Genomic DNA, 23,225 nt, shown 5'->3' on the forward strand with positions numbered 1-23,225 from the left:
GCTCTCCAAGCGAGGCGATTGTTTCGCCCAGGTTGCCGCGGGTCAATACGAAAGCGTTGACAGAATCAGTTCCGGAACCGGAGACTGCGCCACGTGAATGCGATTCCCCGTATCCTTCTCGCATGCGCCCTGCTCAGCACCGCCGGGTGCGCCGCCGCCACGCCCGCAGCGCCCGCGCCGGTCGTCAGCACGTCGGCCGCCGCGTTCGGCGGCACCGACCGCTCCTGGCTCGAGATCAACATCGCGATGGACGAGGAGTTGCTCCCGCTGCTCGATCTGGTCGATGACGACTCCGACCTGTTCGACGTGGTGTCCCAGATCAGGGAGTTCACCGAGGCCGAGCTGAGCGAGATGCGGCGGCTGGGCGAGGAGGCCGGGCTGCCCCGGGAGAACCAGCACAAGGGCATGCCGATGCCCGGCATGGTGATGCCGTCGCAGGTGTCGGCGGCGGCCAAGCTCCGCGGGAAGGAGTTCGACGCGGTGCTGCGCGAGCACCTGCGGGCCCATCTCGAACAGAGCCAGAAATTGGCCGCGAGCGAACGGTCTGCCGGGTCCGAACCGCGTACGGTCGCACTCGCCGTACGCATTTCCGAGACCCGGCAGTCCGCTTTGAATCTTCTGTAGAAAAACTGTTATCCGGGCAGCTCGTAGTTCTCGTTCAGCGCCGCCCCGCGCTCCGGCTTGTACTGATCGAACCCGCGCGGGTTGCACTGGAGCCCGCCGTTGATGCAGTGGCGCACCAGGGCGGCCAGCGTCGCCGGGTCCCAGACGTTGTACACGTCATAGTGGAACGAGTACCCGCGGCCACTGGAGAACCTGACCTGCGACATGTTCCCGCTGACCGGCCAGGCCATCTTGAACTCGATCATCGGGACGGCCACCGGGTGCGACGTCGGGCAGACGCCGTTGACCGGGTACGCCATGTGGCTCTTGTGGTCCGGCGAGTCCAGGTGGATGCCGTTCCAGCAGCTCGGCGCCTGGTAACGGGCGTTCAGCTGGGTGCCGGCCGGGCAGTTCGCCGGGATGTCCCAGTTGAACGAGCTGTTGCCGCACTCGAAACCCTCGACCGCGCCCGGGGCGTTACGGAACTCGTCCTGGGTGGCGGTCGGGCTGCCGACCACGTAACGCAGGCCCGGTGGGAACGGCCGCACGCTGCGGTAGTCGATCACGCCGCTCTTGTAGTAGATGACCTGCGGGCCGTCCGGCTGGACCGCGGTGCTGCCGTTGAGCAGCGTCGGCATCCAGTAGCCGGTCTTGTCGCCGGGCGTGATGCACGAGGTGCCGCCCGCCTGGAGACTCGACAGCGTGGAGTTGGCGTTGGTGGTCCGGTTGCCCATGAACGTGTGCGAGTGCGACGCGCCGGGCAGGCCGGGGAAGACGATCGGGTCGTCGTTGAGGTTGGTGCGGCTCACCGAGCAGTTCGCCTGGAACTCACGGTGGGTGACCGGCGGGTTCATCGCCGGGGGGATCTCGGTGGACGGGACCACCCCGGTGACCGGCGGGTTCGCGTAGACATAGCCGGGGCCGTCGGTCGGTGGCGGCGTGACCGTCGAGGTTCCGTAGACCTTGAACTCGTACAGCGAGTAGCCGTAGGTGGTGCCGCGCTGGGTGCCGTACATCCGCACGTACCGGCCGGTGCCGTTGACGTTGAGGGTTTGATTGCCGCCGGTCGCGGTGGTGGTGCTGTAGATCGACGTCCAGGCGTTGCCGTCCGGCGACGTCTGGATCTGGAAGGCCTTGGCGTACGCCGTCTCCCACTGGAGCACGACCTGGGTGATCGTGGCCGAGGCGCCGAGGTCGACGCGCAGCCACTGCGGGTCGGCCCACTGGCTGCCCCAGCGGGTGTCGGCGCGGCCGTCGAAGGCCGCGATGGCCGGTGACTCGCCGTTCTCCAGCGACGAGGCGAGGGCCGGTTTGCCCTGGGAGAGCAGGGTGTCCGCGGCCTGCGCGGACTGGTTGCCGGCGGCCACCAGAAGGGCGGCGGTCAGCAGGGTGGCGCCGATCGGCGCCAGGATGCGTTTTCGCACGGTTGATCTCCAAGTCTGTGCGAGGACGGGGGAAACGCGCTTGGAGAGCGTTTTCCCATCGTGTGCTGCCCTGTCCCGAACGTCAATGATTTCCGGTTCCGGAACCCGGTGTTTCGGACCTGTGACCGGGGCGTCGGAAACCGCTCTCCCCGTGCTATAACTTGCGGCATGCAGAGCCAGCGGCTGCCCACCCTCGAGGACGTGGCTCGCGTGGCCGGGGTCTCCCGGGCCACCGTGTCCCGTGTCATCAACGGCATCCGCAACGTCGACCCGCAGTTGCACGAGCAGGTGTGGACCGCCGTCGACCAGACCGGTTACGTGCCCAACAAGATGGCCCGATCACTGGTCACCCGGCGCACCGGCACGGTGGCCCTGGTCGTCTCGGACAGCGAGACCCACGACGACGACCCGTTCATGTCACGGTTCTTCTCCGACCCCTACTTCGGGCGGGTCGTCGGCGGGCTGATGAGCGTGCTCCGGCCGCTCGGCGTGCAGCTGGCGTTGCAGATGGTCGGGGCCGACGGGCACAAACGCCTGGTCGGCGACCTGCGCAACGGCCAGGCCGACGGCGCGGTGGTGCTGTCCCTGCCGGCCCACGACCCGCTGCCCGGCCTGCTCGCCGAGTCGAACATTCCGGCCGTCCTGATCGGGCGGCCCGCCGAGCCGGTGCCGATCAGCTACGTCGACCTCGACAACGAGGGCGGCGCCGCACTGGCCGCCGACCGTCTCGCCGAGCGCGGCTGCCGGCGCCCGGTGATGATCTCCGGGCCGCCGGAGGTCCCGGCCAGCGTCGACCGGGTCTCCGGATTCCGCCGCGCGATGGCCCGGCACGGGCACGCCTGGATCCCGGCCGAGACCGGCAACTTCACCCAGGACAGCGGCGAGCGCTCGATGCGCGCCCTGCTGGCCGCCCACCCGGCACTGGACGCGGTGTTCGTCGCCAACGATCTGATGGCCCTCGGCGCCCTGCTGGTCCTGCACGACGCCGGCCGCCGCATCCCGGACGACGTGGTGGTGGTCGGCTTCGACGACAGCAGCGCCGCCCTGTCGGCCCGGCCGGCCTTGACCACGGTCCGCCATCCGCTGGAGGACATGGCCGCCGAGGCCGCCCGCATGCTGCTGTCCCGCCTGGACGACCCGGACGCCCGGGTGACCTCGGTGATCTTCGAGCCCACCCTCGTCGAGCGCCACACCGCCTGAGACCCGTCCGAGCGGCGCCCGGCCGCGCTCGCCGGAGCCGGTGGCGCGGAATCTCGGTGGTGCCGGGGCCGGACGGTCTGGTGCAATGTCGCGGTGGTGAAAGATCTTTCGGACCGGCACGTGCGCGCGGTCGCGGCAGACCACACGGCTCCGCACTCCTACTTCGTGTTCGCGGACGGCCGGCTGCTGAGAGTGGCCGCCGGCAGCACGCAGGCCGAGCCGGTCGTCGACGTGCCGAACATCCTTGAGGTCGGGCGTGGCACCGGTGACGGACGCCTGGAGGGCAAGCCCCTGGAAGTCCGGCTGTATGTGCATGGGCCATGGGTGTGCGTGACCGAACGGTTCGGCACCAACGCGGCGTTGATCAACACGGCCGACCGGACGGTCCGTGAACTCACCCGCGCCGACTACCACTCGGACGTGTCCAGCTATTCGATCGGGTTCGTCGAACGGGCCGGACGCACGCTGCTGATCGCGCAGACGGAGTGGAACCGGCTGGACGTCTTCGACGCCGGAACCGGTGCGAACCTGACCGAGCGTGAGGTGTACATCCGGGACTCCGGGTTGCATGACGCCGATGGCGCAACGGTGTACGACCGCCACAACTACATCGACTACTTCCACTCGCTCCTACACGTCTCCCCCGACACCGGGCACTTCCTCAGCAACGGGTGGGTGTGGTCTCCGGTGGACGTGGTGCGGGTCTTCTCCACCGAGGCGTTCCTGACCGATTTCGAGAAGACCAGTGTCACCGTCTCGACCGCCTTCGGATACAACTGGGACCGGCCCGCCACGTTCATCGACGATCACACGTTCGTGCTCGCCCTGGACGCGGACGACGAGAACGACAAAGACACCGAGGACGAGGACGCGCCCTACCGTCAGCTGGCCTTCTTCGACATCCCCGACCTGTCCTCGGCCACGGATGCGCCTGACTGGCTGGAACCTCGGGCACTGGTCGACTGCGAGGTGTTCGCACGCAACCAGTACGGCGAGGTCAAGGGCGAGCTGCACTACGACCCCGAATCCGGTCACCTGATCGCGCAGACCGACGGCGACGGCGCCTACATCCTCTCGCTCGAGGGTGAGGTCGTGACCCATCTGCCCGATCTGAGCCTCGCCAGTCCACCGTCGCACGGCGACTTCGGCAGCCGGTCCGGCGGTTCCGGCGGATGGTCGTACGCGGCCCGGCACCGGACATTCCATCGATGGGCCGACGGCTCGGGCATCGAGGAGCGGCCCTTGCCCGGGGTGGGACGCCGATAGCCGTCAGTCGATATGGTGTCCGGCGTGAGACTTCGCCTGATGGCCGTACTGGCCTCTCTGCTCGTGGTCCTATCACCGGCCACCGCCGCCCGTGCCGCCGATGACCCTCTGCTCGACCAGCTGACGGCCATCCCGGGGCTTTCCATCGTTTCGCAGACCCAGGGGACCGGCTACCGGTTCTTCGTCATGACCTACCGCCAGCCGGCCGACCACCGGCACCCCGGCCAGGGCACCTTCGAGCAGCGCCTGACCCTGCTGCACCGGTCGGAGGCCGGCCCGGTGGTGCTGTTCACCAACGGCTACGGCCTGGCCGCCAACCCGCGCGCCACCCAGACCGAGCCGACCGCCCTGCTGAACGCCAACCAGATCTCGGTCGAGCACCGGTTCTTCACCCCGTCGCGTCCGGCCGACGCCGACTGGTCGGATCTGAACATCTGGCAGGAGGCCACCGACGAGCACCGGATCGTCGGCGCGTTCAAGTCGGTCTACGACGGTCGGTGGATCCAGACCGGCGGCAGCAAAGGTGGCATGACCAGCGTCTACCACCGGCGGTTCTACCCGAAGGACATCGACGGCGTGGTCGCCTACGTGGCGCCGAACGACGCGATCAACCCGGCCGACAGCGCGTACGACAGGTTCTTCGACACGGTCGGCACCGCCGACTGCCGTAAGACGCTCGACGAGGTCCAGCGGCAGGCGCTGCTGCGCCGGGACCGTCTCGTGCCGCGGCTGGAGGCCGAGGCGGCCGAGGCCGGCTGGACGTTCGAGCGGACGATCGGCACCGCGGACCGCTCGTTCGAGATGACCGTGCTGGACTCGGTGTGGGCGTTCTGGCAGTACAGCCTGGCGGCCGACTGTGCCGAGGTGCCGGCCGCGACGGCCTCCGACGACGAGATCTGGACCTGGATCGACACGGTCGCCGGCTGGAGTTTCTACACCGATCAGGCGCTGGAGTACTACTGGCCGTACTACTTCCAGGCGGCGTCGCAGCTGGGCTGGCCGAGCCTGAGGTTCGAGCACCTGCGCGGGCTGCGCAACCACCCGCACCTGTACACGGCGAACGCGTCGCTGCCGAAGGAGCTGCGCCGCCCGCACAACCCGCTGCCGATGATCGACGTCGACCTGTGGGTGCGCACGCAGTCCGAACGGATGCTGTTCGTCTACGGCGAGAACGACCCGTGGGGCGCCGAACGGTTCGTGCCGAGCCGGCGTGACTCGGCGCTGTTTGTCGCTCCGGGCGCCAACCACGGCGCGAACATCGCCCGCCTGAACCCGGCCGACTCGGCCGCCGCGACGACGATGCTGCGCCGCTGGGCCGGCGTCCCGGCGACGCTGGTCCGCCCGCTGGCCGCCGACCTGCCGATCGACGACGGCCTCGGCGACCGCCGCCGGATCCGCTGACCGGTCACCGTTCCGCCGGGCTCGCGGTCAGAGCGATCCCGGCGGTACGGTCGACCGGCGCCGTCCCGGCCGTGGAGCACTCTGTTCGGCACGGCCGAAATCGGCGTGCCGCCGGCGGTGACAGCCCGTAGGGTCGGGCCTCGTGCGCGACAACGACTGGCACGACCCCGGCTGGCGGCTGCAGGCTCAGGACTGGATCCGGGCTGCGGGAGACCATCACCGCGGACGGCCGGATGACGACGTGGATCTCGATGCTTCAGGCCTACTCCGCGCTCCAGCGGGCCACCGTCGCTCATGTCGATCAGTTGCGCGCTCTGGGCGTACCGGATCAGCGGGTTTCGCTCCTGCCCGGCCTCCTGGCCGGTCTGCTCGCCGAACCGGACGTGGCCGCCGGCCTGGACCCGCGGGTGCCCGCGCTGAGCGGCGACTTCGCGCGGTGGTGTGCCGAACTGGACGCCGACGGTGTTCCGGCCGCGCTGCAGCACGACGACCTGCACGACAACAACGTCTTCCCGGACCTGCGGTTCTTCGACTGGGGCGACGCGAGTGTCGGGCATCCGTTCGGGACACTGCTGGTCACGCTGAACGTCATGCACGACGCGCTGGATGCGGCCGACCGGCCGGCCGCGCTGGAACGACTACGCGACGCCTATCTGGAGCCGTGGAGCGACCTCGCCGATCTCCCGGCGCTGCGCCGCTCGGCGACCCTGGCCTGCCGGGTCACCCGGGTGTCGCGGGCGCTGTCCTGGCAGCGTGGGCTGGCCGGCTCGGTCGTCCCGGTCGACGAGCAGTTCCGCGGAGCGCCGGCCGCCTGGCTCGGTGAGCTGCTGGAACCGACCACGATCTGACGCCGGTCAGGACCCGGAGACCGCATCGGGCACCTCCTCGTCGAAACGCGACAGCAGCCGGTGCCGTAACGCCCGCGCGGCGACCGCGGCGATCGCCAGCCCGCACAGGATGTAGGTGAGCCCGATCCCCCGGCCCGGCCCGACGCCGATCAGGGCGCCGACCGTCGACGCGAGCGGGCCGCCCGGTTCGAGCAGCGGGTTCAGCACATGGGTGGCGCCCGGCGCGACCAGCAGGAACGCCACCGGCATCGACGACCAGGCGATCATCTGGTTGGCCGCCAGCACCCGTCCATGGAACCGCTGTGGCACCTTGACCTGGATCATCGTCATGTAGATCCCGTTGGTCACCGACAGCGAGAAGAGAATTCCGAAGACCCCGACCGCGACCGGGTACGGCGACGCGCGCCACCCGGTGAGCACGGCGAACACCGAGAACAGCAGGATGAACAGCAGCACCGCCCGCATCCGTCGCCGGCGCGGCCCGCCCCACACAGTCAGCATGAGCCCGCCGGTGGCCGCGCCGAGACCGCCGGCGAACGAGATCCAGCCGGCCGTGGCCAGCGGCAGAAAGCTCAGCGCGAGTGGCTGGACCAGCAGGATCAGCGGCGACATGAACACGTTGACGATCGCGAACAGGCCGAGCATGGCCCGGAAACTGCGGTTGCCGACCGAGTAGCGCAGCCCGGCCGCGATCTCGGCCAGCAGTGGTTCGCGGCGTTGATGGGCCATCGTCCGGGGAAACCGGACCGCGAGCACCACGATGATCGACACGACGACGGTGGCCAGTTCGAGCAGCAGGATCCACTCGATCCCGAGGGCGGCCAGCAGGGCGGCGCCGGCCAGCGGGGCGATCAGGCGGGCCGTGCCGTCGGCCGTCTGGACCAGGCCGTTGGCGTGGCCGAGGAACTGTTTCGGAACCAGCTGCGGCACCGCCGACAGGTAGGCCAGCCGCTGGAAGGTGAGCGCCACCGACAGCAGCGCCAGCAGTGGATAGATCGGCCAGTCGAGAAGTCCGCCGGTGGCGTAGCAGACGGCCATCGCGGCGATCACCAGCCCGGCCGCGGCGTCGCCGGCGAGCATCACGGTCCGTCTGTCGAACCTGTCGATGACCGCGCCGGCCAGTGGCGCGACCAGCACCCCGGGTGCGATCGCCAGCAGGGTGAGCAGGCCGAACCGGGTCAGCGAACCGGTCATGCTGTAGATCCACAGGGGTACCGCGAAGTCGGCGATCTGTGCGCCGGTCAGGGCGACCAGCTGGCTGGCGGCGACCGTGGCGAACCGGCGCATGCTGGGCCGCGGCCCGGCCCGGTGCCCACGCTCGCGGCTGCGCGACACCGCGGCCAGCCGCCATTCGTCACCCGGCACATCCGGGGTGGTGTCGGCCGGCAGCGCCTCGTCCACGGTGCTCAGGATCCGGGCGACGTCCTTCGCCCGGTACTTGAGGAAGTAGTGGCCGGCCCCGTCCAGGACGACCAGCGCCGACGTGTCGGTGAGCAGGTGCCATTCCCGGAACCGTTCCGCGAAGTACTCGGTGACCGGGTCGGCGCTGCCCACGATCGTGATGATCGGGACCGGCAACCGCTCGGCGGCATGCGCCAGCAGCCTGGTGTAGTGCTCCTCGGCCCGGTCCGCGTCGTTGCGGAGGCTGCGCACCACACGGGCCGCCTCGCCCGGCGCGAGCTCGCTCAGGTCGAGACCGAGGGCGGCGAGCCGGTTCGCGTACGCCTGGTCGGAACGCAGCCGCCGCAACCATGTCGACACGCCGCTGATCAGGCGGCTCTCCGGCCGGGCGGACGGGAACGCGGCGCCGACGTAGACGGCCTCCGGCGCCCGGCCGGCCGCGGTCAGGCGCCGGGCCAGCTCGAGTGCGAGAGCCGACCCGACGCCGGAATGCCCGTACAGCACGAGCGGGCCGTCGACCCGGTCCAGGATCTCCGCGGCGCAGCGCCCGGCGAGCTCGTCGATGCCCGGATCCGGATCGGGCACCACGACCGAGAGCAGCCGGTGGCCGGCCGGCAGCGCATCCGCGACCGGCTGATAGACGCCGGCGTCACCGCCACCGAAGGGCACGCAGATGTACGTCCGGACGACCGGCCCGGCCGAGTCGGTACGGGTGAGCTCGTGCAGCAGCGCGGCGTCGCCGAGGGGCGTGACCGGGTCACCCCGCCCGACCGGGTAGTCCAGTGATCGCATCAATACCAACCTGTCGACCGAAAGGCTGGCAGCGCCCCCGCCACTGGCGGCGAACGAGAAACTGCCGATGCGCCCCCGACGCCGCTCGCATCAATTCCGGCCACTCTAGATCGAGCTCATCGACCCTGTCCACTCCCTGTCACGCGTCGCTCACTTATGGTATGCATCGATGTTTGCCGATATAGGCTAGGCCGGAGCGGTCACCCGGTAGACCGCGCCCGCGTGGTCGTCGCTGACGTAGAGGGCGCCGTCCGGGCCCTGAACCGCCATCACCGGGCGGCCCCAGCGGGAGCCGTCGGCCAGCTGGAACCCGGTGAGCAGGGTCTGCTGCGGGCCCAGCGTGCCGTTGCGCCAGGCATAGAACGACACCTCCGGCGGGCGCGGCGGCTTCCGGTTCCACGAACCGTGAATACCGACGAGAGCGCCCGGACCGTACGACCCGGGCAGCCCCGGCGCCGACACGAAGCTCAGGCCCAGCGGGGCCGAATGCGCGCCCATCCCCTGCTCGACCGGCGGCAGCTTCGAACAGTCGAGTTTCGAGCCGTCCACGTTGGTCTGCAGGTCCAGCACGAACGGCCGGTTGGTGTAGCTCAGCGGCGACTTCGGGTCGCCCGGGTTCACGTCCGGCTCCGAGTTGCAGTACGGCCAGCCCAGCTCCCGGCCCTCGGTCAGGCGGGCCAGCTGCTCCATCGGATGATCGTTGACGTACGCCTGCATCACGTCGCCGTTGTCCTTGCCGCCGTCACCGTCGTAGTCCAGCTCGTACGGGAACTGGATGTTGTCCCGGTGGTTGACCGCCGTCCACACCGCGCCGTCCGGGTCCACGGCCAGCCCGGTGCCGTTACGGACGCCACGCGCGAACACCGTCGGGGTGCCGCCACCGGCCGGGGTCCGCAGGATGGTGGCGCGCTGCGGAGTCGCGTCCCGGTCCTGTTCGGAGATGTTGCCGGTGGACCCGACCGACACGTAGATGCTGCCGTCCTTACCGATCGCGACGCTCTTCAGCGCGTGCGAGTAGGCGCCGCGCAGCTCCGGGCTCTTGTCGTCGGGCAGCCCGCCGATCACGATCTTCCGGTCGGCGACCTGGCCGTTGTTGTAGGCGAACGAGTTGACCTGGTCGCTCTCGGCGACATAGAGCGTGTCACCGGCGAAGGCCAGGCCGTGCGGCTGGTTCAGCCCGCTGAGCAGGGTCCGCTGGGCGGGCACCGTCCCGTCGGCGCCCGGCGTCAGCGCCAGGACGTCCCCGAACTTCGGCCGCGACACCAGCAACTGCCGGTCCGGGGTCCAGGCCAGCAGCCGGGCGCTCGGGATCCGCGCCCACACGCTCACCGTCCACCCGGGCGGTGCCTGAACCGTCCGCGCCTGGTCGAACGGCGCCGATCCGGTGTCGCCGAGCGGCTTGACCGTGGTCGCCACCAGCTCCGGAACCTCGGCCCCGCCCGACTCGGCCACCGTGGGCTGGCCCGGCCCGTCGGGGGCCCGCTCCTCAGCGGTGCAGGCCCCCAGAGCGAGCACCAGACTCACCGTCATCACACCGTGCGCGATCGTCCGCATTCGAGTCCTTCCGTGGGAAGCCCCGACTGTAGCCGCGTCCCGGAAACGCAACCCCCGCGTAGCGGACAACCAGCAACCGATTCACCACCACGACGGACGAACATCCCTCCCCCGGCCCCACCACGCACCGCCACACACCACACACCGCCGCCACCGCGCCTCCCGCCACACACCTCGGCCCGGCCTGGTCTCCGGCGCGCGACGACCAGCGCACACAATGCGGCAACGTGCGATTTCACCCTCGCCGCAACGATGGCGGGCGCACACGGACGGCACAACGAGTGCTCCCGTCCCCGTCAGAGCGAAGCAGACGCACACAATGCGCCAACGTGTGCGCTGACCACCGCTGCGCCCAGGCGAACGTGTGCGCTGGCCATCGCTGCGGCCGGCGGGTTCGCCCTCGGCGGCCTGCTCCCGGCATCGCCTCCAAGCGGCCACCCGAGGTCGTCAGACCTCACGATGATCTTGCGAAGGTCGCTGAGGATGACGCTGACCAGGACGAATGCAAAATTCACTTCAGCGTCGACCATGACCCGCGATGCCGCTGCGCCAAATGGCGTAACTCGAGGGCGAGACAGGTGCGCCCGACGTCCACAAGATCGACAAGAAAGGGGGCGATGACCTCAACGGCACCGCGCCCAACGTCGATCTTGTGGAGTTCCACGAGACAGTGACCGAACTCCACAAGATCGACGAGGGGAAGTAGCGAGCAGCGAACCGGCGGTGCCCGGCGGCGCGCGGCGACAGGTGGCGCCAGCGGAAGGCGGGTGGGTGGTTGGTTGCGGACGGTGAGTGGCGGTGGGTGGGTGGTTGCGGACGGTGAGTGGGGTTGGTCGCTGCCGGTCTGCTGCGTGAAGCGGCTTCAACCGGGAGGAAGTAGGTCCACTTCCGAGTTAGGGGAGGGTCCAGCGCTGGTTTGTGCCGGCGAAACAGTCCCAGATCTGGAGGCGCGTGCCGTTGGCGGAGCTGTTGTTCTGGGCGTCCAGGCAGCGCCCGCTCGCCGGGTTGCGCAGCGTGCCGTCCGATGCGGACTGCCACTGCTGCGCGCCGGTGCCGTTGCAGTCGTAGATCTGCACGAGCGAGCCGTTGGCGGTGCCGGCCGCGTTCACGTCCAGGCATTTGCCGAGGCCGCGGACGGTGCCGTCGGTGCCGACGGTCCAGGTCTGGGCGGTGGTCGAGTTGCAGTCGTAGAGCTGCACGGCGGTGCCGTTGGCGCTGCTCGCCGCCGCGATGTCGACGCATTTGCCGCCGATGCCGGTGATCCGCCCGGTCCGGCCGACCGGCCCGGTGCCGCCCATCACGGTCTCGTAGATCGCGCTGACCAGCGAATTCGCCCCCGTGGCGTCCTGGCTCAGCTCCCAGTTCATGACGCCGCCGGCGTTGGCGAGCGCCCACTGGGTCTTGCGGCGGATCGTCGGCAGGCCGTTGTAGCACTGCTGCGCCCCACCCGCCGTCGTGCAGTCCCGGTTCGCGTTGGCCGGATCAAGAGCGACGAGCTGGGCGTACGTGTAATAGCCCGGCCGGCTGTAGAACGGCACCCCGAGCACGGTCTTGGCCTTGGGCAGCCCCCGGTTCTTCCAGAAGTTCGCCGAGGCGATCGACCAGTCGTAGCCGGCGTGCGGGCTGCCGCCGTCGTAGGCCATGATGTTCAGCCAGTCGACATGACCGAACACCGCCGGCTGCACGCCGTTCGCGGTCCCGCCCTCGCTGACGACCGCCGCGGTGAGCAGTTTGCCCTCGTTGTGCAGCGCGGTGCTGAGCTGCCCCATCAGGGCCGTGTAGTTGTTGCCGGAAGTGCCCGGGTCCGGATACTCCCAGTCGATGTCGATGCCGTCCAGGTTGTACTGGCGCACCACCGACATCAGCGAGTTCACGAAGGTGGTCCGGGTGCCGGAGTTCGCGGCCAGGCTCTCGAACGCGGAGTCGTTGCCGTCGTTCCAGCCGCCGACCGCCAGGGAGATCTTGACGTTGTTCTGGTGCCCGAGGGTGACCAGTTGCTGGAGTTTGGCGGTGTTCTCGATCGGCTGGAGGGTGCCGTTGGCGTTGGGCAGCGCGAACGAGTAGTTGATGTGGGTCAGTTTCGAGTACTGGACGGCGGTGACGCTGCCGGCCCAGGACGGCATGTAGCCGACGCTCTTGAATCCGTTGGGCAGCACCACAGCCGACGCGGGCTGTGCCGCGGCCAGTCCCATCACCGACGTGGCGAGGGTGAGGGCGGCTGTGAGAACTCTTCTGATCTTCATGGGGGATGTGACCCTTCTGTCCGGGTCAGCAAAGGTTAGGAAAGTTAACTTACAGACGTCAATATGAACGCGAGGTTCCGGAACCAGGGGATTCGGAGACGCCCGGCCCGCGGATGGGTGGATGTCGGCAAGTCCACATCGGCCCATCCGGAGATGCGGGAGCCGCGAATCCGTGCCGAGAGACCGACTCTCGCCAGCACGGAAGGACCCACTGATGACGGCCAAACCCCGCCTGCGGCGCACCCTCGCCGCGCTCGGCGCAGTCGCGCTGCTCGGCGGCTCGCTGTACGGTCTCGGCCCCGGGACCGCGACGGCGTCCAGCCACCGTGAGGCGCCCCTGGTCGCCGCCGACCCGGCGATCGACAACACCGACCTGTACGCGTTCGTCAGCCCCGAACGGCCCGGCTTCGTCACGTTCGTCGCCAACTGGCAGCCGTTCGAGGAGCCGAACGGCGGGCCCAACTTCTACCCGTTCGCGACCGACGCCACGTACCACATCAAGGTCGACAACGACGGTGACGCCAAACCGGACGCCGAGTTCAAGTGGAAGTTCCGGAGCATCGACAACCGGGGCGACAGCACGTTCCTGTACAACAACGGGCCGGTCACCTCGCTCGACGACGAGAACCTGCTGTTCAAGCAGACCTACAGCCTCCAGTCGTCGTTCAACGGCGAGCCGTTCAAGACCCGTGTCGAGGACGCTCCGGTGGCGCCGTCGCGGGTCGGGGCCGCGTCGATGCCCGACTACGGCACGTTGCGGCAGCAGGCCACCCGTACCCTCCCTGGGGGTTGGAAGATCTTCGCCGGTCAGGCGGACGACCCGTTCTTCCTCGACCTGCGCGTCTTCGACCTGCTGTACGGCGGCGACCTCTCGGAGACCGGCCAGGACACGGTGGCCGGCTACAACGTCAACACGATCGCGCTCCAGGTGCCGTTCAAGGATGTCGCGCTCAAGGCCGACGCCGGCCGCAACCCGGTGATCGGGGTGTGGACCACGACCGAACGCAATCGGGTACGGATCACCGGCGGCGGTCAGTCCGGAGGCAAGGTGCAGGTGTCCCGCCTGGGCAACCCGCTGGTCAACGAGGTGGTCGTGCCCGCCTCGCTGAAGGACACCTTCAACGCCACCCCGCCGGAGCGGGACGCCAAGATCCCGGCGCTGGTCAAGCGGGTGCTGGAACCCGAGGTGCCCAAGCTGATCGAGTCGATCTACAAGATCCCGGCGCCGAAGACGCCCCGCAACGACCTCGCGGAGATCTTCTTGACCGGCATCACCACCAAGGCCGGCGGGCCGATCAAGGCCGACCTCAACTCGCAGCTGAACAACGCCGACGTCAAGGCGTCCCGGTTCACGCCGTCCGAGCAGTTGCGGCTCAACCTGTCGGTGCCGGTCGCCGGATCGCCGAACCGGCTCGGGGTGCTCGCCGGTGACCTGCAGGGGTTCCCGAACGGCCGGCGGCTCAGCGACGACGTGGTCGACATCGAACTTCAGGCGCTGGTCGGGGCGGCACAGACCGGGAAGCTGGTCGACGCGCTCGCTGCCGGGGACGCCGTGGACGCCAACGACCAGCAGTTCGGTGGGGAGTTCCCGTATGTGGCGCTGCCCAACGGGGTCGCCGTGAACAGCGCCGCCAAGCAGCCGGCGACGGTCGGCAAGCTCACCGGGGGTTCCCCGGCCGCTGCGGCGCCCGCCGCCGCGGACACCGACGTGGCACAGCCGGCGCCGGACCTGGTCCCGGTGGCGGTGGTGTCCGGCGCGACCGGGCTCGGGCTGGTCATCGTGCTGGCCGGGGTGTTCCTGCTGCTCCGGTGGTACCGGCGGCGCAACACCGGGGGCGACCCCGACCGGACCCTGACGTTCTGAGCCGCACCTGACGCCGGGCGGGCGTGTTGCCGAACGCCCGCCCGGCACCAACCTCTCTGTCCCACTCCTTGCGCTCCCACGGCCCGCTCTGCTCTCTCGCTCTCTCGCTCCTCGGTGGAGGAATTCTCATGCGACGTAACCTGATCCGTTTCGGACTGGCCGGTGTGCTCGGGGTCGGCCTGCTCGGCGCCGCCGCCGTCGTGGCCCGGCCGGACGCGCCGACACCCGTGGCGCAGACCGCCACCCAGCAGCCCGTCGACGTGCTCGCGCAGCGGATCGCCCGGGCCCAGCAGCAGCTGCGGGCCGTGCCCGGGGACTGGCCGGGCTGGGCCGCCCTCGGCGCCGCCTACCTGGAGCAGGCCCGCATCACCGCCGACCCCGGGCTGTACCCGAAAGCCGAGGAGGCGGCGCTGCGGTCGCTGCGGCTGCGGCCGGACGGCAACAGCGACGGGCTCGTGGTGCTCGGGGCGCTCGCCAACGCCCGGCACGACTTCGCCGCCGCCCGCGACCGGGCCCGGGAGGCGCTGGCCGCCAATGATCACGACGCCGGCGCGTACGGGGTGCTCGCCGACGCGCTGACCCAGCTCGGCGACGCGCCCGGCGCCACCGCGGCCGTGCAGCGGATGCTCGACCTCCGGCCGGGGCTCGCGGCCTACGCCCGCGCCTCCTACGACCTCGAACTGCGCGGACAGGTCGCCGACGCCGAGACGCTCATGCGGCAGGCGCTGGACAACGCCGTCGACCCGCACGACGTGGCGTTCTGCCAGGCACAGCTGGGTGACCTCGCGTTCGGGCGCGGGGATCTCGCCGCCGCCGAGGCCGCCTATACGGCCGCGCTCGCGGCGGACCCGTCCGCCTTCGGCGCCCAGCACGGGATGGCCCGGATCGGCGCGGTGCGAGGCGACCTCGAGGGGTACGGGCGGCTCGTCGCCCGGATGCCCGCCACCTCGACGCTGGTGGAGTACGCCACACTGCTCCGCGCGGCGGGACGGCAGGCCGAATCTGATCAGCAGATCGAGCTGGCCGCCGCGGCTGAGGGGCTGTTCGCCGCCAACGGGGGCGCCGACGGGCTGGCCGCGGCCGAACTGGCGCTCGCTCAGGGACGGCCGGAGGACGCCGTCACCGCCGCCCGTGCCGAGTGGGGGCGCCGGCAGCACCCCGATGTGGCCGACATGCTGGCCTGGTCACTGCACTCGGCCGGGCGGGACGCGGAAGCCCTGCCCTATGCGCGACGGGCCATCGCCGGTGGATCGCGGGCGGCTGTCTACGCGTACCACCTCGGAATGATCGAACTCGGTCTCGGGCAGCCGGAGGCGGCCCGGGCGTCGCTGGCCCGGGCCCTGGACACCAACCCCCACTTCTCCCCCGTCGACGCACCGCTCGCCCGCCGCGCCCTCGCCGGGTTGCGCACCTCCGGAGGCAATCGATGAACAGGTATGCAGCTCTCGTCGGTGCGCTGGTCGCCGGGGCCCTGCTCTGGCCGGCCGCGCCGGCCCAGGCGCATCCGCTCGGGAAGTTCTCGGTCAACCAGTACGCCGGGCTGACCCTGCGCGCGGACCTGGTCGAGGTGAGCGCGGTCGTCGACGCGGCCGAACTGCCCACCCTCCAGGACCGGTCGCGCGCCGACGGGGACGGCGACGGTGTCCTCCAGGACGCTGAGCTGGAGCGGTATGCGGAGGCCGAATGTGGTCGGCTCGCCGACGGGTTCGCGGTCACCGCCGGTGGGCAGCGGCTCGCCTGGAGCGTGTCGTCGCCCGTCTACACGTTGACCTCCGGGACCGGTGGACTGGAGACGAGCCGGCTCGAATGTGAGCTCGCTGCTCCGGCCCGGCTCGACGGGATCGCCGAGGTGCGCGCCGACAACGGGTACCGGGCGGACCGGGTCGGATGGCGGGAGATCACCGCGACCGGGGACGGGGTGCGGCTGTCGTCGTCGACCGTTCCGGTGGAGAGTGTCACGGGGCGGCTCCGGGCGTACCCCCAGGATCTTCTGACCTCCGCTCTTGATGTGCGGACCGCGACCGTTCAGGTCGGCGGTGACGGGACGCCCGGCGCCGTGGCCGGCCGGCCGCTCGACATGCCGGCTGGTCCGGGGCTGCTCGCGGCGGCCCAGGAACGGGTCGAGGCTGCGCTCGGCGGACGGCTCACGCCGGTGGTCGTCGGGCTGGCGTTCCTGCTGGCGGTGCTGCTCGGCGCCGGGCATGCGGTGCTGCCCGGCCACGGAAAGACGGTGATGGCCGCCTACTTCGCGGGCCGGCGCGGCCGGATCCGCGACGCGCTCGCCGTGGGCGGGGCGGTGACGTTCGCGCACACCGGCGCGGTGCTGGTGGTCGGCCTGCTGCTGAGCACGTCGACGGCCCTGGCCGGCGAACGCGTCCTGACCGTCCTCGGCGTCGCCAGCGGCGTGCTGGTGGTGCTGGTCGGCGCCGGAATGCTGATCACCGCCCGCCGTCCGCACACCCACACCCACTCCCACGACCACACCCACTCGCACGGGCACGGCCACGGCCATGGCGGTCACCCGCACACCCACGGCCCAGGCGGTCATGCCCACCACCATGATCACGGGCATCACCACCACGAGCCGAGCGACAGTCCGAGCGAGCCAGGCAAAGCGAGCGGACCAGGTGAAGCGAACGGACCGGGCGAGGCCGACGGACCGGGCGAGGCGCGCAAACAGGGCAAGGCGAACGGATCGAGCGAGGCGAGTGGAACGGAGGAGGCGAGCGGACCCGGCAAGGCGAGCGGATCGGGCAGGGCGGACAATTCGGGCGCGCTGGCGGGTTCGGGAGGTCGGGGCGGGCGGCTGCGGCGACGGCTCGGGCTGGCCGGAATCGGTCTAGCCGGTGGCCTGGTGCCGAGCCCGTCGGCGCTCGTGGTGCTGCTCGGAGCGATCGGGCTCGGCCGTGCCGGGCTCGGGGTGGCCCTGGTCGTCGCCTACGGGCTGGGGATGGCCGCGACGCTGACCGCGGTCGGGCTTCTGCTGGTGGTGGCCCAGAACCGACTGTCCCACCTGATCACGGCACGCGGCTGGGCCGGCCGGCTCTCCCGGCTCGGCGGCCGGGCAGCCGCAGGCGCACCGACCGCCACCGCCGCCCTGGTCGTCGTCGTGGGACTGGGCATCGGCCTACGAGCCCTCGCCTGACCCGCACCAACGCGGTCCCGGCGTTGCGTGGTGACCTCCGGTCCATATCGGACCACTGATCACCACGCAACGCCGGAACCGGCACGCGTGCCGACCCACGGCCCGAACCGCACCGCAGATGGCCACGCACCGCACCGGACCGACACCCGTGCCGAACCGCGGCCCGAAACGCACCACAAACCACCACGCACCCCACCGAACCGACACCCGTGCCAAACCCCGGTCCGAAACGGACCGCAGATGGCCACGCACCGCACGGGAGCGGTGTCAGGGAGCGGTCTTGCGGAGGGCCACGCCGATCAGGACGAATGCGATCCCGATTCCGGCGGCCAGGGCGGCAACGCCGAAGGCGACCACCGAGGTGAACAGGGAGGCCTGGAGGAAGGACGCGTTCATCACGGTCTCCCGGTTGGGGTCGTCCCGGGCGAGCTGGGCGTAGGTCTTCCCGTCGGCGATCTCGCCCGCGTGCTCGGCGATCACCTTCGCCTCGGCGTAGGCCTCCCACGGCTGGTCCACGTGCTGGCCGGCGAAGGCCGCCGCATCAGAAGACACGGTGATCTGCTGTGCCGCCAGGGTGGAGCTGATCGTCACGTACGTGATCACGCCGGCGACGATCAGGATCGCCCCGGCGATGAGCACCAGAAGTCCGAGAAGCGGAACCGTTCCGCGCCTGTTCTCTGCCATGTCGTCAGGTTCGGGGACGAAAAGGGGCACGGGCATCCTCCACAAGGGATGAGCGCCCGCCGCCCTATCGATGAATCAAGAAACGCCGTGTCGACGAGTCACGAAACCGGTGACCGCCGCCGCGAAGGCCGCCGGCTCCTCGATGTGGCCCATGTGGCCGCTCTCCTCCAGGATCACCAGACGGGAGCCGGCGACCAGGGAGTGGATCTCCCGGGCCCAGCGTTCACCGCAGATCACGTCGTACCGGCCGGCCAGCACCAGCGCCGGCACGGTCAGACCGGCGAGCAGTTCACGGTCCTGGACGAGATCGGCTTCGATGTAGGTGACGGACACCTGCTCCCGCAGCGCCGCGAACTCGGGCTCGCGCTTCCAGTAGTCGGCGACATATGCCGGGAACAGGCCGCGCAGCGCCGCGGTCAGCTCGGTGTCGTCGGTGATCGAGCCGACCGACTGCAACGCCTCGAGGACCGCCGGCAGCTCGGGGTTACCGGCGTTGCGGGCGATGAACTGCTCGACCTGCCGCATGCTCTCGGCGCCCTGTTCGGGGCCGGTGACCGGGGACGAGTCGTAGAGGATCACGCCGGCCAGCCGGGACGGGCGGGACGCGGCGTAGTACTGGGCGACGAACCCGCCGTGCGAGTGCCCGAGCAGGTGGACCCGCTCCCGGCCGAGGTGGTCGATGAGGTTGTCGAGCGCTTCGGCGTACACCTCACGGGTGTAACCGCGGGGATGGGCCGGCAGGCGGCCGGAGCCGCCGGTGCCGACCGGCTCGACGTGGACCACCGTGACGTGCTGTTCGACCTCGGGCATCCGCAGGTATTCCCAGTGCACGCCGGGCCCGCCGGGAACCGCGACGAGGACCTCGTCGCCCTGCCCGTGGACGTGGTAGCGCTGGGTGAGGCCGCCGGTGACCAGTTCGTGGGCGCCGGCGGACAGTGGATCGATTGTCATGACGGTGAGGATGCCGCCCGGCGGGCGCCCGGCGAACCCGTGGAGGTCCCTGGCCGGCACCCTGGTGATCAGCGGCGCCGGCGTTTGCGGTCCCGGCGCGGTTTCGGTGGTGACGGGTTCCAGCGGCCGTACCTGCCGGGCGGGACCAGCGGCTTTTCCGGCGTCGGGATGCCACCACCGGACAGGGCGGCCAGGATCATCACGGCGAACGAGCCGAGCGCGATGTTGCGGGGCCACGCGACGCCGGCCACCCGGTCCGGGGTCTCCGGGGCGACCAGCCCGGTCGGATCGGTCAGCACCTCGATGGGTTCGCCGCGGGCGAAGTCGCGCCCGTCGCGGCAGAGGCTGCCGTTCATCGAGGCGCCGTCGGGGTGCCGCAGGTGGTAGCAGTAGGTGATCTCGATCCGGCCGCTGCGGCGGGTCGACTGCTTGCGCTCCAAGTGGTCGATGTCGGCCAGGGTGGTCCGGCCCGCCAGGTCCAGGGCGGTCAGCCGCGCGCCGTGGAAGGTGGCCACCGTGCAGACGAACGCCGCCGAGTACAGCACCAGGGTGCGCCATTTGGCGGTCGTCTCCACCGCCTGTCCGCTGTGCCGGCTCTTGACGACGAAGCCGAGGACGACCCCCACCACGATGATCACGAAGACGACCACCCAGCCGGGCCAGCCGAGAAGGCTCCCGACGGCGGCGAACAGGATCGGCACCGAGCAGAAGGCGATCACCCGCAGGCGACTGGAGAGCAGCACGATCACGATTCTGGACCGGGCGCGCAAGCGTGTCCAAGCGTGTCCGATCTGCCGTGCGGGACCGGGCGGTGACCGGCCAGGATGTGTTCCGCACGGCCCGGACCATGCGAAACGCACATCGAACAGGTGAGGTCCGCGACTACTGTGGACGACTCGTGGCCCGAAGACTCGGAGCATGATGAAAGCGCTGCTCTCCCTGGCTCTGGCCGCCACGCCGGTGGCCACCGTCACCCAGCTCTCGCTGCCGCCGCCGACCGGCCCGGCCCTGATCGGCACGGCCACCGCGCACCTGATCGACAGGTCCCGCCCGGACCCGTGGGTGGCGTCGGAGAAGAACCGTGAGCTGATGGTGTCGATCTGGTACCCGGCCCGTTCCGTCCGCGGCCACCAGCGCGCCGGCTGGGTGTCGCCGGGGGTCGCCGCCCGGATCAACCCACCGGACAGCCCGTACGCGCTCCCGGTCACCCACGGTTACGTCAACGCGCCGCCGGCGAGCGGCCGGCATCCGGTGGTCCTCTACTCCCCCGGGTTCGGGGTGGAACGCACCTCCGGCACGGTGCTGGTCGAGGACCTGGTCAGCCACGGCTACGTGGTCGTCACGATCGACCACACCCACGACGCGAACTTCGTCGAGTTCCCGGACGGGCGGATCGCGACCGCCGCCATCGAGCCGCCCGACTCCCCGGAGGCGGAGGAGAAGCTGCTGGAGAAGATCGTCGATGTGCGGGTGCGGGACACCCGGTTCGTGCTGGACCAGCTGCGCCGGATGCCGCTGGCCCGGACCATGGACCTGTCCTGGATCGGCATGTTCGGGGCGTCGATGGGCGGCACCACGGCGGCTGACGTGATGCTCGTCGACAAGCGGGTGCAGGCCGGGATCAACCTGGACGGCAGTTTCATCGGCCCGATCCTGGACCGCGACCTGAAACGGCCGTTCCTGCTCTTCGGCTCGGACACGCACGGTGAGGACGACGAGACCTGGACGAAGGCCTGGAACCGGCTTCGCGGGCCACGCTACTGGATCGAGCTGAAGGAGTCGGCGCACCTGTCGTTCACCGACTACCAGGCATTGTTCCCGCAGCTGGGACTGCCTCCGGACCAGGTCGAGCCGGTGGTCGGCACGATCGGCGCCGAACGCTCGGTAGCGATCCAGCGGACGTATGTGCGGGCGTTCTTCGACAGGCACCTACGGCACCGTGGCGGCGGAATCCTCAACGGACCGTCACCGCGCTATCCGGAGATCATCTTCCGCCCCTGACGATCAAGAGCAAGGACGAGATCAAATGCGCGGCAGCGGTACGGTCGAAGCGCCACCGTTCAGAGCGGGACTCGACGTGACGCTCGGTGCGTGTTTCCTCGTGGCACTGCTGGCCGAGCGGTTCATGCTGGACCCGGTTCCGGCCGGGGACGCGGTGGCGGCGGTGACGGCCGGGGTGATCCTGGCGGTGGCCGTCGCGCTGCGTCGCCGGCTGCCGTTCCCAGCGTTCGTGCTCAGTGCCACGGCGCTGTGCCTGGAAGCGCTGACCACACCGGTGAGCTGGCTCTCCCCGTACGCCAATCTGCTCGGGGTCTGGTCGGTGGCTCGCCATGCGAGCCGGCGGCAGGCCTGGTGGGGTCTCGCCGGCACCGTCGCCTGTATCGGCGTGTACTTCACGTTCCGTGACGATCCGGTGCAGCCGCCCCAGCCGCTCGGGGTGCTCGTGGTGTGGCTGGCACTGTGGACGGCCGGTTATGCGACCGCCCGCCGGCAGGAGGAGCAGCAGGCCGTGCGACGGCTCGACCGGGAGCGGGCGGTCGCTGTCGAACGTGCCCGGATCGCCCGTGAGCTGCACGATCTCATCGGACACACGGTCAACCTGATGCTGGTGCAGGCCGGCGCCGGCCGCCGGCTCCTCGACCAGGATCCGGGGCGGGCCCGTGACCTGCTGCTGGACCTGGAGAACTCCGGGCGCGACGCGCTGACCGAACTCGATCGGGTCCTCGGTGTCCTCGGTGACGCCGATCCGGTCGGCGCCGACCGCCTCGACATGCTGCCCGACCTGGCCCGCCGCATCACCGAGGCCGGCCTGCCGACGACGCTGGAAGTCAGCCCCGAGGTGAAGGATCTTCCGCACAGTCTGGATCTGACCGCCTACCGGATCGTCCAGGAGGCGCTCACCAACGCCCTGCGGCACGCCGGGGCGAGCCACGCCTGGGTGACGGTGCGTGCCGACAACGACGGCCTGGACATCACGGTTCGTGACGACGGGCAGGGCGCGGCCGGCGGATACCGGCCCGGGCGGGGGCTGCTCGGCATCGGCGAGCGCGCAGCGATGTTCGGCGGCACGGTCACCCACGGTCCGGGCCCCGACGGGTTCCGCCTGCACTGCCGGCTGAGATCATGACGGTACGGGTGCTGCTCGCCGACGACGACGCGCTGCTGCGGGCCGGTGTGGCGGTCGTGCTCGGCACCGCCGAGACGATCACGCTGGTCGGGCAGGCCGCCGACGGGATCGAGGCGGTCGCCCTCTGCCGTGAGCTGGAGCCGGACGTCGTGGTGATGGACGTGCGGATGCCCGGCATCGACGGCATCGAGGCCACCCGGCGGATCGTGGCCGGCGGATCGGCGGCCCGGGTGCTGGTGCTGACCACGTTCCGCCAGGACGAGTACGTGTGGGGCGCCGTGCAGGCCGGGGCCAGCGGTTTCCTGCTCAAACGGGCCTCGCCGGAACGCCTGATCGACGCGGTGCTGACGGTCGCGGCCGGGGACGCGCTGATCGACCCGGCGGTCACCCGCGAGCTGCTCGACCGGTTCGTGACACCGGCGCCGGCCGTGGGACGGTCGGCGGAGGCCCGGCTGCTGGAGCGGCTCACCGCCCGGGAGCGGGAGGTGCTCCGGCTGGTGGCCGAGGGCTACCCGAACGCGGAGATCGCCGCCCTGCTGACCCTGGCCGAGTCGACGGTGAAGACGCACGTGAAACGGATCCTGGCCAAGATCGGGGCCCGGGACCGCGCGCAGGCCGTGGTGATCGCCTACCGCGGCGGCGCGGTGGGCCGCCCGCCGGCCTGACCGGATCTACCCCGGTGGGGGTAGATCCGGTGTCCCCCGTGGAGGGACGTTCCGGCG

Annotated in this window: 18 protein-coding genes; 11 read left to right on the forward strand and 7 right to left on the reverse strand. The window is 70.7% G+C overall.

Annotation, left to right across the window (positions count from 1 at the left end; all coding sequences use genetic code 11):
- The first annotated feature begins 93 nt into the window (after positions 1–93).
- The gene (locus AB0E94_RS34395; RefSeq protein ID WP_360335155.1) at positions 94–624 is read left to right on the forward strand and encodes a DUF305 domain-containing protein; all 531 of its coding nucleotides are present in this window, start codon (positions 94–96) and stop codon (positions 622–624) included.
- Between the two features lie 8 nt (positions 625–632).
- Here the strand turns inward: AB0E94_RS34395 and AB0E94_RS34400 are convergent, their stop codons facing one another.
- Entirely contained in the window at positions 633–2,027 is a 1,395-nt protein-coding gene (locus AB0E94_RS34400) for a DUF1996 domain-containing protein (protein ID WP_360335157.1), read from the reverse strand.
- Between the two features lie 168 nt (positions 2,028–2,195).
- Here AB0E94_RS34400 and AB0E94_RS34405 point away from each other — a divergent pair, with 168 nt between their 5' ends.
- From AB0E94_RS34405 to AB0E94_RS34420, 4 genes are all read left to right on the forward strand, one after another.
- Positions 2,196–3,227 carry a LacI family DNA-binding transcriptional regulator gene (locus tag AB0E94_RS34405; protein ID WP_360335159.1) on the forward strand — a complete coding sequence of 344 codons (1,032 nt, stop codon included), beginning with the start codon at positions 2,196–2,198 and terminating at the stop codon, positions 3,225–3,227.
- 96 nt (positions 3,228–3,323) lie between these two features.
- Positions 3,324–4,493 (forward strand): hypothetical protein, encoded by a 1,170-nt coding sequence (locus tag AB0E94_RS34410; protein ID WP_360335161.1) that lies wholly within the window; start codon positions 3,324–3,326, stop codon positions 4,491–4,493.
- Positions 4,494–4,517: 24 nt separating this feature from the next.
- Complete coding sequence (locus AB0E94_RS34415) at positions 4,518–5,894, forward strand: S28 family serine protease (RefSeq protein ID WP_360335163.1); 1,377 nt, start codon at positions 4,518–4,520, stop codon at positions 5,892–5,894.
- A gap of 233 nt (positions 5,895–6,127) precedes the next feature.
- Positions 6,128–6,742, forward strand: a complete 615-nt coding sequence (locus AB0E94_RS34420) for a phosphotransferase (protein ID WP_360335165.1) — start codon at positions 6,128–6,130, stop codon at positions 6,740–6,742.
- 6 nt (positions 6,743–6,748) lie between these two features.
- Here AB0E94_RS34420 and AB0E94_RS34425 read toward each other — a convergent pair whose 3' ends face one another.
- The 3 genes from AB0E94_RS34425 to AB0E94_RS34435 form a co-directional block, all read right to left on the reverse strand.
- Positions 6,749–8,935, reverse strand: a complete 2,187-nt coding sequence (locus tag AB0E94_RS34425) for an MFS transporter (protein ID WP_360335167.1) — start codon at positions 8,933–8,935, stop codon at positions 6,749–6,751.
- 186 nt (positions 8,936–9,121) lie between these two features.
- Entirely contained in the window at positions 9,122–10,489 is a 1,368-nt protein-coding gene (locus AB0E94_RS34430; RefSeq protein ID WP_360335169.1) for a gluconolaconase, read from the reverse strand.
- An 893-nt stretch (positions 10,490–11,382) separates the two neighbouring features.
- Positions 11,383–12,732, reverse strand: a complete 1,350-nt coding sequence (locus AB0E94_RS34435) for a glycosyl hydrolase family 18 protein (protein ID WP_360335171.1) — start codon at positions 12,730–12,732, stop codon at positions 11,383–11,385.
- Between the two features lie 214 nt (positions 12,733–12,946).
- Here AB0E94_RS34435 and AB0E94_RS34440 point away from each other — a divergent pair, with 214 nt between their 5' ends.
- The 3 genes from AB0E94_RS34440 (at position 12,947) to AB0E94_RS34450 (ending at position 17,741) form a co-directional block, all read left to right on the forward strand.
- Positions 12,947–14,596, forward strand: coding sequence for a DUF4331 domain-containing protein (locus AB0E94_RS34440; RefSeq protein ID WP_360335173.1), 1,650 nt, complete (start codon positions 12,947–12,949; stop codon positions 14,594–14,596).
- A 128-nt stretch (positions 14,597–14,724) separates the two neighbouring features.
- Positions 14,725–16,026 (forward strand): tetratricopeptide repeat protein, encoded by a 1,302-nt coding sequence (locus AB0E94_RS34445; RefSeq protein ID WP_360335175.1) that lies wholly within the window; start codon positions 14,725–14,727, stop codon positions 16,024–16,026.
- Entirely contained in the window at positions 16,023–17,741 is a 1,719-nt protein-coding gene (locus tag AB0E94_RS34450; RefSeq protein ID WP_360335177.1) for a hypothetical protein, read from the forward strand. Before AB0E94_RS34445 ends, AB0E94_RS34450 begins: the two co-directional genes overlap by 4 nt.
- A 267-nt stretch (positions 17,742–18,008) precedes the next feature.
- Here the strand turns inward: AB0E94_RS34450 and AB0E94_RS34455 are convergent, their stop codons facing one another.
- From AB0E94_RS34455 to AB0E94_RS34465, 3 genes are all read right to left on the reverse strand, one after another.
- Positions 18,009–18,425 carry an aromatic ring-opening dioxygenase LigA gene (locus tag AB0E94_RS34455; RefSeq protein WP_360335179.1) on the reverse strand — a complete coding sequence of 139 codons (417 nt, stop codon included), beginning with the start codon at positions 18,423–18,425 and terminating at the stop codon, positions 18,009–18,011.
- Positions 18,426–18,500: 75 nt separating this feature from the next.
- On the reverse strand, positions 18,501–19,376 hold the full coding sequence (locus AB0E94_RS34460; protein ID WP_360335181.1) for an alpha/beta hydrolase: 876 nt from the start codon (positions 19,374–19,376) through the stop codon (positions 18,501–18,503).
- 68 nt (positions 19,377–19,444) lie between these two features.
- The gene (locus AB0E94_RS34465) at positions 19,445–20,119 is read right to left on the reverse strand and encodes a hypothetical protein (RefSeq protein WP_360335183.1); all 675 of its coding nucleotides are present in this window, start codon (positions 20,117–20,119) and stop codon (positions 19,445–19,447) included.
- A gap of 175 nt (positions 20,120–20,294) precedes the next feature.
- On the opposite strand from AB0E94_RS34465, the gene AB0E94_RS34470 reads away from it, so the two are divergent.
- The 3 genes from AB0E94_RS34470 (at position 20,295) to AB0E94_RS34480 (ending at position 23,168) form a co-directional block, all read left to right on the forward strand.
- A complete protein-coding gene (locus tag AB0E94_RS34470; RefSeq protein WP_360335185.1) occupies positions 20,295–21,377 on the forward strand; it encodes a hydrolase in 1,083 nt (360 codons plus the stop codon).
- 76 nt (positions 21,378–21,453) lie between these two features.
- Positions 21,454–22,503 (forward strand): sensor histidine kinase, encoded by a 1,050-nt coding sequence (locus AB0E94_RS34475; RefSeq protein WP_360335187.1) that lies wholly within the window; start codon positions 21,454–21,456, stop codon positions 22,501–22,503.
- Entirely contained in the window at positions 22,500–23,168 is a 669-nt protein-coding gene (locus tag AB0E94_RS34480) for a response regulator transcription factor (protein WP_360335189.1), read from the forward strand. The genes AB0E94_RS34475 and AB0E94_RS34480 overlap by 4 nt, the downstream gene beginning before the upstream one ends.
- The last annotated feature ends 57 nt before the right edge of the window (positions 23,169–23,225 follow it).

Origin of the sequence: Actinoplanes sp. NPDC026670 (assembly GCF_040638175.1) — a bacterium.
GTDB lineage: Bacteria > Actinomycetota > Actinomycetes > Mycobacteriales > Micromonosporaceae > Actinoplanes.